Annotated in this window: 10 protein-coding genes; 9 read left to right on the top strand and 1 reads right to left on the bottom strand. The window is 74.9% G+C overall.

Annotation, left to right across the window (positions count from 1 at the left end):
• Positions 1-23: 23 nt before the first annotated feature.
• The 3 genes from ACFYOV_RS26780 to ACFYOV_RS26770 all read left to right on the top strand — a co-directional run bounded on the left by ACFYOV_RS26780 (position 24) and on the right by ACFYOV_RS26770 (position 2,774).
• Positions 24-662, top strand: coding sequence for an alpha-ketoglutarate-dependent dioxygenase AlkB (locus ACFYOV_RS26780; RefSeq protein WP_389091607.1), 639 nt, complete (start codon positions 24-26; stop codon positions 660-662).
• A 68-nt stretch (positions 663-730) separates the two neighbouring features.
• On the top strand, positions 731-1,486 hold the full coding sequence (locus ACFYOV_RS26775; protein WP_389091605.1) for an MBL fold metallo-hydrolase: 756 nt from the start codon (positions 731-733) through the stop codon (positions 1,484-1,486).
• A 43-nt stretch (positions 1,487-1,529) separates the two neighbouring features.
• Complete coding sequence (locus ACFYOV_RS26770; RefSeq protein WP_389091602.1) at positions 1,530-2,774, top strand: DUF4032 domain-containing protein; 1,245 nt, start codon at positions 1,530-1,532, stop codon at positions 2,772-2,774.
• Position 2,775: 1 nt separating this feature from the next.
• Here the strand turns inward: ACFYOV_RS26770 and ACFYOV_RS26765 are convergent, their stop codons facing one another.
• Entirely contained in the window at positions 2,776-3,648 is an 873-nt protein-coding gene (locus ACFYOV_RS26765; RefSeq protein WP_389091600.1) for a universal stress protein, read from the bottom strand.
• Positions 3,649-4,225: 577 nt separating this feature from the next.
• Between ACFYOV_RS26765 and ACFYOV_RS26760 the strand changes: the two genes are divergently transcribed.
• The 6 genes from ACFYOV_RS26760 to ACFYOV_RS26735 all read left to right on the top strand — a co-directional run bounded on the left by ACFYOV_RS26760 (position 4,226) and on the right by ACFYOV_RS26735 (position 12,405).
• Entirely contained in the window at positions 4,226-5,449 is a 1,224-nt protein-coding gene (locus ACFYOV_RS26760; protein WP_389091597.1) for a serine hydrolase domain-containing protein, read from the top strand.
• Positions 5,450-5,546: 97 nt separating this feature from the next.
• Positions 5,547-6,941 carry a CAP domain-containing protein gene (locus ACFYOV_RS26755; RefSeq protein WP_389091595.1) on the top strand — a complete coding sequence of 465 codons (1,395 nt, stop codon included), beginning with the start codon at positions 5,547-5,549 and terminating at the stop codon, positions 6,939-6,941.
• Positions 6,942-7,272: 331 nt separating this feature from the next.
• Complete coding sequence (locus ACFYOV_RS26750; protein ID WP_389091592.1) at positions 7,273-8,325, top strand: tetratricopeptide repeat protein; 1,053 nt, start codon at positions 7,273-7,275, stop codon at positions 8,323-8,325.
• Positions 8,322-9,347, top strand: a complete 1,026-nt coding sequence (locus tag ACFYOV_RS26745; RefSeq protein WP_389091589.1) for a polyprenyl synthetase family protein — start codon at positions 8,322-8,324, stop codon at positions 9,345-9,347. The genes ACFYOV_RS26750 and ACFYOV_RS26745 overlap by 4 nt, the downstream gene beginning before the upstream one ends.
• A gap of 124 nt (positions 9,348-9,471) precedes the next feature.
• The gene (locus ACFYOV_RS26740; protein WP_389091587.1) at positions 9,472-10,431 is read left to right on the top strand and encodes a threonine/serine dehydratase; all 960 of its coding nucleotides are present in this window, start codon (positions 9,472-9,474) and stop codon (positions 10,429-10,431) included.
• 366 nt (positions 10,432-10,797) lie between these two features.
• Positions 10,798-12,405 carry a serine/threonine-protein kinase gene (locus ACFYOV_RS26735; protein WP_389091584.1) on the top strand — a complete coding sequence of 536 codons (1,608 nt, stop codon included), beginning with the start codon at positions 10,798-10,800 and terminating at the stop codon, positions 12,403-12,405.
• Positions 12,406-12,445 lie beyond the last annotated feature (40 nt).

Raw genomic sequence — 12,445 nt, 5'->3', positions numbered from 1 at the left:
TCGAGCAGGGGTACGCTGGAGCCATGACCACGCACCGTCCCCCGGCACTCCAGGGGTCGCTCTTCGACCAGGCCGACGAGCTGCGGCTCGGCCCGCTCGACGGGCTGCGCCGCACCGAGCTGGGCCGGGGCGCCTGGATCGACGTGCTGCCGGGCTGGCTCACCGGGTCCGACGCGCTCTTCGAGCACCTCGTCGCCGAGGTGCCCTGGCGGGCGGAGCGGCGCCAGATGTACGACCACGTCGTGGACGTCCCCCGGCTGTTGTCGTACTACCGCGCCGGCGACCCGCTGCCCCACCCGGTGCTGACCGAGGCCCGCGACGCGCTGGGCGCCCACTACGCCGACGAACTGGGCGAGCCCTTCGCCACGGCCGGGCTGTGCTACTACCGCGACGGCCGGGACAGCGTGGCCTGGCACGGCGACCGGATCGGACGGGGCGCACGCGAGGACACCATGGTGGCGATCCTGTCCGTCGGCGCGCCCCGCGACCTCCTGCTGCGTCCCGCGGGCGGCGGTGACACCGTGCGCCACGCCCTGGGGCACGGAGACCTGATCGTGATGGGCGGATCGTGCCAGCGCACCTGGGAGCACGCCGTTCCCAAGAGCACCCGGGCCACCGGTCCGCGCATCAGCATCCAGTTCCGCCCGCGCGGCGTGAACTGACCACCCCCCGGCCGATCTTCTGCTTTCCTGATGCCCTGGGCTCGGCGACGACGGAACACGGGACGGTCATGCGGCCAGATGTGCGGCACGTGGCGGACGGCACCCACCTGGTGCACGGCTCGAACACCAACTGGGTGATCCTCTCGGAGGGCGACGCCGTCACGCTGATCGACACCGGCTACCCCGGCGACCGCGGGCTGCTCCTCGCCTCACTCGACGCGGTCGGGAGTTCACCGGAGGCGGTCACGGCCGTGCTGATCACCCACGCCCACAGCGACCACCTGGGATCCGCCGAGCACCTGCGGTCGGCCCACGGCGTCCCGGTGTACGCCCACGAGGCGGAGGTCCCCCACGCCAGACGGGACTTCCTGCACCAGGTGGGGGTGGGGCAGGTGCTGCGCAACAGCTGGCGCCCGGGCGTCCTGCCCTGGGGGCTGCACGCCCTGCGCTCCGGCGGCACGGCCGACGTCGCCGTCACGGTGCCCGAGCCGTTCCCGGAGCACCGGGCGGCGGCCCCCCTCGATCTGCCGGGCCGCCCGGTCCCTGTGCCCACCCCCGGCCACACCGACGGGCACTGTGCCTTCCACCTCCCCCACCTCGGCGTGCTGGTCGCCGGCGACGCCCTGGTGAGCGGTCACCCCACCTCGCGCACCCGGGGACCCCAGCTGCTGCCCGGCATGTTCCACCACGACCGCCCGGACGCGGTCGCCTCGCTGGACGTCCTGGCCGGCCTGGACGGCGACCTCCTCCTGCCCGGGCACGGCCCGCTGCACCGGGGCTCCGTGCGGGAGGCGGCCCTTCTGGCGCGCGAGCGGGCGCACTAGGGTGAAGTGACGATCACCGCGCGAGACGAGGACACTCGGAGCCATGGCACTGCAGATCAACGCGACCAACCCGGAGCACCCCGCGCTCCTGTTGGAACTGCCGTGGCACCTGCCGCTGGAGGAGTGGCCGGACAAGTACCTGGTGCCGCTGCCGCGCGGCATCTCCCGGCACGTGGTGCGCTACGCGCGCGCCGGTGACGAGATCGTCGCCGTCAAGGAGCTCGCCGAGCGGCCCGCGCTGCGCGAGTACGAACTGCTGCGCGGCCTGGACCGGATCGGCATCCCGGCGGTGGACCCACTGGCCGTGGTCACCGGCCGCACCGACACCTCCGGCGAGCCGCTGGAGAGCGTCCTGATCACCCGGCACCTCGGCGGCTCGATGCCGTACCGGTCGATGTTCGAGACGACGCTGCGCCCGGCGACCATGCACCGGCTGATGGACGCGCTCGCCGTGCTCCTGGTGCGGTTGCATCTCGCGGGCTTCGCCTGGGGCGACTGCTCTCTGTCCAACACGCTGTTCCGGCGGGACGCGGGCGCCTACGCGGCCTATCTGGTGGACGCCGAGACCGGCGACCTGCACCCGGAGCTGAGCCGGGGCCAGCGCGAGTACGACCTCGACCTCGCCCGCGTCAACATCAGCGGCGAGCTGCTGGACCTGGAGGCGTCCGGGGCCCTGCACCCGTCCGTCGACCCGATCGACTTCGGCACCGAGATCTGCGCCCGCTATGGCGGACTGTGGGACGAGCTGACCCGCACCTCCGTGTACCCGGCGGGCCAGTACCACCACATCGAGCGCCGGATCCGGCGGCTGAACAACCTGGGCTTCGACGTGGCCGAGATGCAGATCGAGCACGCCTCCAACGGCGACACGGTCACCTTCGTGCCCAAGGTCGTCGACGCCGGTCACCACCAGCGCCAGCTGCTGCGCCTGACCGGCCTCGACGCGGAGGAGAACCAGGCCAGGCGGCTGCTCAACGACCTGGAGAGCTGGATGGCCACCCAGGACGACTACGCCCCCGGCGACCCCCTCGGCGCCCGCCCCGAGGTGCTCGCCCACCGGTGGGTGCGCGAGGTGTTCCGCCCCACCGTGCGGGCCGTCCCGCCGGAGCTGCGCGGCGCGATGGACCCGGCGGAGATCTACCACGAACTCCTGGAACACCGCTGGTACCTGTCCGAGCGGGCGCAGCACGACATCGGTCTCGACACGGCCGTCGAGGACTACATCAGGAACATCCTCCCCAGGGCCCGGGAGACGCTCCAGCCCACGACGGCCGGGCCGGTGGACTGACTCAGGCGTGCGGCACCACGGCCACCGGGCAGTCCGCGTGGTGCAGGACACCGTGCGCCACCGAGCCGATCCGGGCCCCCACGGCGGTGCGGTGGGCGCGCCGGCCGACGACCATCAGCTGGGCCGTGCCGGACACCGACAGCAGCACCTGGCCCGCGCTGCCCATCTCGACGTGCTCGATCACGTGCACGTCCGGGTAGCGCTCCCGCCACGGCGCGAGCGCGGCCGCGAGGGCCTTCTGCTCGTACGGCTCCAGGCCACCGGCCTCGTCCATGAGCCTCAGTGAGCCGGGGCTGTAGGCGAACACGGGCGGCAGGGTCCAGGCGCGCACCGCGCGGACGGTGGCCCCGCGGGCGGCGGCGGTCGCGAAGGCGAAGCCGAGCGCGGCGGCGCTGTCCCGCGGGTCGCCCTGCTGGCCGACGACGATCTCGTGGCCGGCGACCTCGTCGGCCGGCTTGTCCCCGGCCCGGACGAACACGACGGGCGAGGTGGCCTCGACGATCACCTGCTGGCCCACCGAGCCGACCAGGAAGCCCACGATCCGCCCGTGCCCGCGTGAGCCCAGCACCAGCATCTCCGCGTCCGCCGCGGCGCCGACCAGCGTCTCGACGGCGTCTCCCGACAGGACGTCGGTGGTGACGTCGAGGTCCGGGTGGCGTTCGCCGATGCCGCGGACCGCCTCGGCCACCGACTCGCGCACCCACCGCTCCTGGACGGCGGCGTCCCCCGTGTCCACGGCGTCGTGCGCCTGGAACCGCCAGGCGTGCACCACCCGCAACGGCAGCCCCCGGCGGACCGCCTCCCTCGCCGCCCAGGACAGCGCGGCGAGGCTCTCCTCGGTTCCGTCGATCCCTGCCGTGATCGGGCGCGTCATGCGGTTCCTCCCTGTGTCGTGCCCACTCTGGGAGATCCAGTCTTCCCTACCGCCGCCCGGGGCCCGGCGCCGGTGCCGGGCCCCGGGCGGCCGACGCCCCACCGTGCCCACCCGTCGGCGCGCTCCGCGGGGACGTTCGGGCACTCGAACGCCGAGGCGCTGAGGCGCCCGGGCCGTGTCCGCCGCCGCGGCGGGCACGCCCGGGTGAGCAGGACGTGGCTGCCGGACGAGGTTGCGTTCGCGGTCCGCCGGGGAGGCACCGTGATGGCCGGGCGCTGCCTGCGGCGTGGTGCGGGCGACCGCACGAGGGCGGTGGTGATCACCTGTCACGGGGGCCTGGCCACGGAGTCGGCGGCCTCGGGCCGATCCCGCCCCTTGACGCCATTCCCCTGACGTGCCGTCAGTCCCGTGTGCTCCGAATCGGGGACACCCACGCCACTCCCACCGATGAGCCGATTCGGCCTCGTGTCGCGGCAATACGCTGGCGAACCGATCGGCGGCGCCCGGTGATCGACGGGTGTCGGGCGCCGCCCGGGCGCATGGGACGGTATGCCGGCGAAGGCGGGAGAACAGCGCGATGATGTCAGCGGTTGCCTGGCGCAAGGGAGCCGTGGCGGCGGTGGCCGCCCTGTCCCTCCTGACGGTCCCGGCCGAGGCCGCGCCCCTGGCGGCGCGGGACGACACGGCGCTGCCCGCGCCCGACCGGGCCAGCCTGGAGCGTGTGCTGCGCACGGCCAGGACGCAGGGTGCGCCCGGTGCCCTGGCTCGGATCGACGACGGCGGCGCCGTCTCCGGGACGGCGGCCACCGGTGTCGCCGACCGGCGCACCGGACGGGCCATCGCCACCACGGACCGCTTCCGCATCGGCAGCGTCACCAAGATCATGACCGCCGTGGTGCTGCTTCAGCTCGTCGACGAGGGGAAGCTGACGCCGGACACCCCGGTCGAGCGCCATCTGCCGGGGCTGCTGTCCGACGACCGCGTCACCGTGCGCCACCTGCTGAGCCACCGTAGTGGGCTGTACGACTACACCGACGACCTGTTCGCCCGGACCGTACCCGGCTTCGAGGCGGTCCGCACGCGGGTCTTCACCCTGCGGGAGCTGGTGAGGATGTCGCTGCGGCATCCCCGGACCGGCGCACCCGGTGGTGCCCACCGCTACTCCAACACCAACTTCGTCGTCGCCGGGATGCTCATCAGGAAGTTGACCGGACGCTCCCTCGCCACCGAGTACCGGGCCCGGATCATCACGCCCCTGGGCCTGCGCGACACCTTCTACGTGCATCCCCGCACCGCGCTCCCCGGCCGCCACGCGCGGGGTTACCTCACTCCGGACCCCCCTGGGGCGGCGCAGGTCGACGCCACCGAGCAGACGGCGTCCTGGGCGCAGAGCGCGGGCGCCGTCATCTCCAGCGCGCGGGACCTCAACACCTTCCTCTCGGCGCTGCTCGGCGGCCGGCTGATCTCCGCCGCGAGCCTGGCGGAGATGCGGCGATGGGTGCCGGCCGGCAGCGGCCAGGCGTACGGGCTGGGGCTGCGGCGCCGCGATCTGTCCTGCGGGGTGTCGGTGTACGGGCACACGGGGGCCGTGCAGGGCTACTACACGTACGCGTTCGCCTCGAAGGACGGGCGCCGCAGCCTCACCGCGCTCGCCAACACCTCCAACAACGCCGCGGTGATGAACACGATGCTCGGCACCCTGGACGCCGCGTTCTGCGGCGGGCGGGCGGCGCCGCGGCGGGGCGCCACGGTCGGCGGGGAGCCGTCCGAGGACGTCTCCGGCGGGACGACCCGGGGCTGAGTACCGCCGGGCGGGCGCACGGGAACCTGTGCGGGCCGGTGGCCGTTGTCCGGACGAATCACCCCATGGTCCGGCACGACGACATCAGGGCGGTGTGATGAGCGAGTTGGTCCCCGGCGGCAATCTGCCCCTCCCCGGCGGCACCGTGACCGTGCGGGTGCCCGGCCCGTTCGACGTGTCGGCCCTGATCACGGACGACAGCGGCACGGTCCGCGACGACGGCGACTTCGTGTTCTACAACCAGCCGTCGGCCCCCGGCACCCGCCTGGACGGCGCCACCCTCGTCGTCGATGCCGGGGCGCTGCGCCCCGGGGCCACCCGGGTCACGGTGGCGGTCAGCCCCGCCGATCCCGGCACCCCGCTGAGCGGCCTGCCCTCCCCCGTGCTCGAGGTGACCGGCGTCGGCGGGCGTCCGCTCGCCCGCTTCCGTCCGCCGCGCCCGGGGGAGGAGGCCGTACTGCTGCTCGCGGAGATCTACCGGCGCGGGGAGGGATGGAAGGTGCGCGCCCTCGGCCATGGGTATGCCGACGGACTGGCCGGTCTGGCGCGGGACTTCGGGGTGGACGTGGTGGACGGGGAGCCCGCCGACACCGGCCCGGCGGGCACCGCGTCCCACGCTCCGCTGATCACGCGCCCCACCACGGCCCGTCCCCGTGCTGCCGCGGCATCGCCCGCTCCCCCCGCGGGCGGTGCTCCCCGCAGGCACGGCGCCCCCGACGCAGAGGGAGTCCTCGGGGCGGTCAACTCGTCCCGCGCCGAGGGGGGTTCACCGCCGGTCGTCCTCGATTCCCGGCTGGTGTCCGCCGCACGGGCCCACGCGGCGACCATGGCGGCGGCGGGACGCCTCGGGGTGGAGACCCGGGACGGGGTGTCCGTCTACCAGCGCGTCGTCGCCGCCGGATACGCGTATCTGACGATCGGTGAGCACCTGGTCTCCGGTCCGCGCACGCCGGCCGAGTTGGTCGCCCACTGCCTGCGCAACGAGCCGTCCCGGCGCACCCTGCACGACCCGGCCTTCCTCCACGCCGGTCTGGCGCGAGCGGCCGGCGGCCCCCACGGCGACGTCCACTGGGCGGCGATATGGGCGCGCCCGCTCAGCCCGGACGGACTGGCCCGTACGGCCGACGACGTCATCGGCCTCACCAACCGGGAGCGGGCTCGGGCGGGGCTGCCCGCGCTGGGGGCCGATCCGCTGCTCACCGCCGCCGCCCAGGCGCACAGCGCCGACATGGTGGCCCGCGACTTCTACGCGCACACCGCACCGGACGGCAGCAGGCCCCGGGACCGGGCCACCGCCGCGGGTTCCACGCGACGCACGGTCGGCGAGAACATCGCCTGCGGTCAGCGCTCGGCCGCCGAGGTGGTGCAGGGGTGGATGAACAGCCCCGGGCACCGCGCCAACATCCTCAGACCCGAGTTCACCCACATCGGGGTCGGGTTCGCCGGAGGGGGCCGGGCAGGCACGTACTGGACGCAGTTGTTCGGCGGTTGAAAGCGGCGTCGGCACAACGGTTCCGGTGAGGCCGTGCGGTCGATGCGCCAGGGCGAGGGGTACGGCGTCGTGCGGCCGCGGCGAGGTCAGGCCCCCCGACGGGCGCAGTGGCACCGATCCGGCGTGACGTGACGTGCGCCTCACGGGCAACCCCCTCGGCCTCTGCCACGTCTTGATCGGCAACAGACGGTGCCCCGGCCCCCGTCGGGCCCGGGGCGCATCCCGGACGTTCTATACACGCCATGTATACGTTACGTGTATACACGCAGCGTATACATGCAATGCGGACATCGCGCGTAGAGACCGTCCCTCCGCGGACCGAAAGGCATCGATGTACGGCAAGGCATTCGCCCCGGAGTACCAGGGCGCCCTCACCACCCTGTCGGTGAACTCCTCACTGACCGACGTACTGGCGGCCGGCACCGAGCAGTTGAGAGCCGCCGAACGGGCCGGCAGGCCCGCGGAGGTGGCGCGCTCCGGTCTCGCGGTGGCCGAGGCACAGCGCCGGCTGGGCCGGGTCGAGGACGCGGACCGGGCGTGGAAGGCGAGTTACCGCGCGGCCCGTGAGGCCGGGGACCTCGCGGCGATGGCCTGGGCGCTGTGGAGCGGCGGCACCCTCGCCCGGCAGCGCGGCGCGTTCCCCCTCGCCCGGCGGCTGCTCGGACTCGCGGCGGACCTCGGCGAGCGCGGCGGGGACGTCGTCGTCCGGGGCTACTCCTTGGCCGGGCTGGCCGAGACGGGGCGCATCCAGGGCGACTACGAGGCCGTCGGCCGACTGCACGAGCAACTGCTGGACGAGGCCCGGCGGCGCGGGGAGGCACGGCACACGGTGTGGGCGTTGGAGGGCATCGCGCAGATGCACCGCAACACCGGTTCCTACGACACCGCGTACGCCCTGTTCCAGGAGGCCGCCGAGATCGCCGCGCGGGCCGACGACCGGCGCGGGCACGCCTGGGCGCTGCGCGGACTCGCCGACGTGGTGTCCGTGCGCGACGGGAACACCGGGCGGGCACTGGAGCTGCTGTCCGAGGCGGAGGCCATGTGTCGCGCGATGCGGCTGTCCAGCGCCCTGGCCTACAACCACAAGATGCGGGGCAACGTCCTGTACCGCGCCGGGCGGTATGAGGAGGCCCGCGCGATGTACGAGCAGGCCCTCGGGGAGTTCCGGGCCATGGGCGAACCACGCGGGGAGGCGCTGTCCCGGCTGGGGCTGGCCAAGTCGCTGGCCCGGCTGGGGCGCGATCGCACCGAGACGGCGGCCGAACTGGCCGAGCTGGCGCGGACGCTGGAGCGGATCGGACTGCGGCACGCGCGAAAGATGGTCGCCCGGGCACAGGAGGAGTTCGGGCTGACGTCCGGCGGTACGGCGGAGGCCACCCCGTGACCGCCCCCGGCTCCACGGCCCCGGTGCTCGTTCCCCAGGTGCTCGATCGCTGCCGGGCGCTGGTGCGGCCCGCGCTGGCCGAGGCCGTCGGGCGGCTGCATCCCTGGGTCGGCGAGATGGCGGCGTACGCGCTCGGCTGGTGCGAGGTGGGCGGCGCCCCGGCCGCGGCGCCCGGTGGGAAGGGCGTGCGGCAGGCGCTGGCGGTGCTCGGCGCGCGGGCAGCCGGCGCTCCCGAGCGGGCCGGGGTGGCCGCGGCCGTCGCAGTGGAACTGGTGCACACCTTCTCCCTGCTGCACGACGACATCATGGACGGTGACGCGTCCCGGCGCCGCCGCCCGGCCGTGTGGAAGGCGTACGGCACCGGGCCCGCGGTGCTCGCCGGTGACGCGCTGTTCGCGCTGGCGGTGCGGACGCTCGCGGGCGAGCCGGGCGGCCCGGCCGGGGTGCGCGCGCTGTCGGCGGCGCTGGACGACCTGGTGCGCGGGCAGGCGGACGACCTGCTGTTCGCCGCCCGGCCCTGGACCGGGCCGCGTCGGGTACGGCCGGAGGAGTACCGGGTCATGGCCGAGCACAAGACGGGCGCGCTGCTGGGCTGCGCGGCCGCGCTGGGTGCCGTGCTCGGCGGTGCGGCGCCCGGGACCGCCGCCGTGCTCGACCGGGCGGGGCGCCACCTCGGGGTCGCCTTCCAGATCGTGGACGACGTGCTCGGCATCTGGGGCGACCCGTCGGTCACCGGCAAGCCGGTGCACGGTGATCTGCGGGAGCGCAAGCGGACCTTCCCGGTCCTGGCCGCCCTGGACTCCCCGGCGGCCGGCCGTCTCACGGCGCTGCTCGAGACGGGCGCGGAGCCGGGGCGGGCTGCGGCGCTGATCGAGGAGGCGGGCGGCCGACGGGCGGCCCTGGCGGAGGCGCACCGTCACCTCACCGCCGTCGAGGACGCCCTCTCCGGCGCACCGCTGGAGACCACGGCCGCGGGCGAACTGCGGTCGCTGCTGGACTTCCTGGTCCGGCGGGACCTGTGAGCGCGCGGCGCGCGAACGGGCGGGCGCCGCGGATCCGGGGCGGCCGGTGTTGACCTTGGCCGTCCCGGCGGGCCAGGGTCGTCACGGCACGGTTCACACCTCCCGTGCCGGAAAGGTGGCTGTCGTGATCGGGATCTCGCAGATCGAGGCCGTGGCCGGGCGGATCGCCGGGCACGTGGTGCGCACCCCGACCGTGCCGAGTCCGGGCCTGTCGGAGCTGCTCGGTGTCCCGGTGACGGCGAAGCTGGAGCTGCTCCAGCGCACCGGTTCGTTCAAGGCGCGCGGGGCGGCGGCGAAGCTGCTGTCGCTCGGCGACGCCGAGCGGGCCGCCGGGGTGGTGGCGGTGAGCGGCGGCAATCACGGAATCGCCCTCGCGGTCATGGCCGCCGCCCTCGACGTCAAGGCGACGGTGGTGATGCCGCGGTCGGCGCCGCGGCGGGCCGTGGAGATCGCCGAGTCGGCCGGCGCGTCGGTGCGGCTGACCGGCACCATGGACGAGGCGTTCGCGCTGACGACGCGGCTCCAGCAGGAGGGGCTGACCCTGGTCCACCCCTTCGACGATCCGGTGGTGATCGCCGGTCAGGGCACGGTGGGGCTGGAGTTCGCCGACGACGCCGGCGAGCTGACCGACGTGCTCGTGAGCATCGGGGGCGGCGCGCTGATCTCCGGGGTGGCGGCGGCCCTGCGGGCGCGGCGCCCCGGGGTGCGGGTCTGGGGCGTGGAGACGGAGGGCGCCGAGGCGATGTCGAGGGCGCTGGCGGCGGGCGGCCCGGTGCCGGTCGAGCTGTCGTCGATCGTCTCCACGCTCAGCGCTCCGGCGGTGTCGCGGCTGACGTACGAGCATGTCTCGGCGCTGGTCACCGAGGTGCTGGTGGTTGCGGACCGGGAGGCGGTGCGGGGCTCTCTGGACCTCGCCGACCACGCGAAGGTGTGGGCCGAACCGGCCGCCGGCTGTCTGCTGCCCGCGGCGCGGCGGGTGGTGGAGCGGGTCGGTGCGAACGCCCGTCTGGGGCTGGTGGTGTGCGGGGGCAACGCGACGACGGGCGACGTGATCGCCTGGGCGGCCCGCTTCGGTCTGCGCTGAGCGTCCGGACCGTCCGGGAACCCACCGCCGAATTCCGGCCGCGAGGGAGGTGTTCGGCCCTTCACCGCCGCACATCCTTTTACCGCCGGTTACCCACAGGTGGCGCCCCGGACATTTCTTTCCGTGACGGGCCCGGCAGGGAATCGCCGTCCGCCTACCGGTCGCCGACCGTGGCGAACCACCCGAGGTGAAGAGCGGTACCAGTCCTCAGGACCGCTTTGCCCCGGACACGTGCGCACCCGTTGGCGATGACGGACGGAAAATGCCCGGAAGCCGGGATCGAAGCGGGATCCCGTTGAACGCACCCCGCCCGATCCGCCGTACCTGTGAGAAAGGCGGGCAGCAGCGTTTCGACGAGGGATGGCCATGGGCAGGGCGCACGTCTCCACAGACCGGTCGGTCGCCGACCGGTACCGGCTGGTCGAGATCATCCACCGCGAGACCAACCGCGTCTGCTGGTACGCCGACGACCTGCGCACCGGCCGCCCGTGCCTGGTGACGCAGATCGGGCTGCCGGAGGGCACGCGCGACGCCGAACGCCGGGCCGCCTCCCGCGTCCTGCGGACGACCGAGCGGGTGGCGCGCCTGTGCCCCGGCCGGATCGCCACGGTGGTGGACGCCGTCGACGAGGGCGGCTCGCTGTGGACCGCGACGCCCTGGATCGACGGTATGCCGCTCGGGCAGCTCCTCGCCGAACAGGGCACGGTCAACCACGTGCGGGCCGCGCGGCTCGGCCTGGAACTGCTCGACGTGCTGGACGCGGCGCACGCCGACGGCATCACGCACGGCGAACTCAGCCCCGGCCAGGTGTTCGTGCGCCAGGCGGGCCCGGCCGTCGTCACCGGATTCGGTCTGGCGGGCGCGACCCTGGCGCCCCGGCTCACGGCGCCGTCGTACGCCTCCCCGGAGCAGGCCCGCGACGAGCATGTCGGGCCCGCGGCCGACCTGTGGGCGCTGGGCGCCGTCCTGTACACGATGGTGGAGGGCCGCCCGCCCTTCCGGGACCGGGGCCGGCGCGAGTGCACGCTGCGCGGGGTGGACCGGCTTCCCCTGCGCACGCCGGTGCGGGCCGGGCCGCTCACCCAGGTCGTCCAGGGGCTGCTGCGCAAGGACGCGCGGGAGCGCCTGACCCGGCCGGTGGTCCGCGAGGCGCTCACCCGGGTCGTGAACGAGGATCCCGGGACACCCCCGGACCCGGCGCGGCGTCCCCGACTGCGCGGGGCGTACTCGGCCGTCCGGTACGCGGGCCGGGAGTGGAGCAGGCGGAGCATGGTCCTCGGGACCACACTGGCCGTCGTCACCGTGGCCGTCGCCGTGCTCGCCGCGACGCAGGGGCTGCCCGGCGGCGCCCGCTCCGCCGCCGATGCGGCGCCGACCCCGTCAACCTCCACGCCCGCGCCGGACGGGACCGGGCCGGTGGAACGGCCCGGCGAGCCGGAGGACACCGGCACCGGCCGGCCCCCCGCCGCGACGCCCACGCCGTCCCCCTCCGGCACGGGAGACCTCCCGGCCGGCTTCCGTCTGTACCGGGCGCCGGAGGGCTTCTCGGTGGCGCTGCCCGGGGACTGGGAGCCGTTGGACACCGACCGCGTGTCCGACCTGGCCTACCGGGTCACCTTCGGCACGCAGGGGGATCCGCGCACGCTCGCGGTCACCTACAGCGAACGGGTCGGCCCGGACCCCGTGGCCGTGTGGCGGGACACCGTGGAGCCGGGCCTGAAGCGGTCCGGCGGGTACGACCGGATCGGCGGGATCCGCGCGACGACGTATCAGGGCCGCCCGGCCGCCGACATGGAGTGGTACGCCAAGGACCGCGGAACCCGCGTGCGCACCTTGGGCCGCGGATTCCTGCTGGGCGGCGGGCGCGGCTTCTCGCTGCGCTGGACGACCCCGGCCGCCGACTGGGACGACCCGCGCAACGCCGAGGCACTGCGCACGCTCCTGCGGACCTTCCGGCCCGGCCCGGCGGGCTGACCGCGCGCGGCGCGTGCGGGATCGCGTGCCGTGCTGCCGG

The sequence above is a fragment of the Streptomyces sp. NPDC005931 genome, assembly GCF_042871235.1.
GTDB lineage: Bacteria > Actinomycetota > Actinomycetes > Streptomycetales > Streptomycetaceae > Streptomyces.
This window is presented reverse-complemented; position numbering and strand designations above follow the sequence as displayed.

Excerpts from the sequence above, each read along its gene's own strand:
- ACFYOV_RS26780 (WP_389091607.1), top strand. The coding sequence starts at position 24 with ATGACCACGCACCGTCCCCCGGCACTCCAGGGGTCGCTCTTCGACCAG.
- ACFYOV_RS26775 (WP_389091605.1), top strand. The coding sequence starts at position 731 with ATGCGGCCAGATGTGCGGCACGTGGCGGACGGCACCCACCTGGTGCAC.
- ACFYOV_RS26770 (WP_389091602.1), top strand. The coding sequence starts at position 1,530 with ATGGCACTGCAGATCAACGCGACCAACCCGGAGCACCCCGCGCTCCTG.
- ACFYOV_RS26765 (WP_389091600.1), bottom strand. The coding sequence starts at position 3,648 with ATGACGCGCCCGATCACGGCAGGGATCGACGGAACCGAGGAGAGCCTC.
- ACFYOV_RS26760 (WP_389091597.1), top strand. The coding sequence starts at position 4,226 with ATGATGTCAGCGGTTGCCTGGCGCAAGGGAGCCGTGGCGGCGGTGGCC.
- ACFYOV_RS26755 (WP_389091595.1), top strand. The coding sequence starts at position 5,547 with ATGAGCGAGTTGGTCCCCGGCGGCAATCTGCCCCTCCCCGGCGGCACC.
- ACFYOV_RS26750 (WP_389091592.1), top strand. The coding sequence starts at position 7,273 with ATGTACGGCAAGGCATTCGCCCCGGAGTACCAGGGCGCCCTCACCACC.
- ACFYOV_RS26735 (WP_389091584.1), top strand. The coding sequence starts at position 10,798 with ATGGGCAGGGCGCACGTCTCCACAGACCGGTCGGTCGCCGACCGGTAC.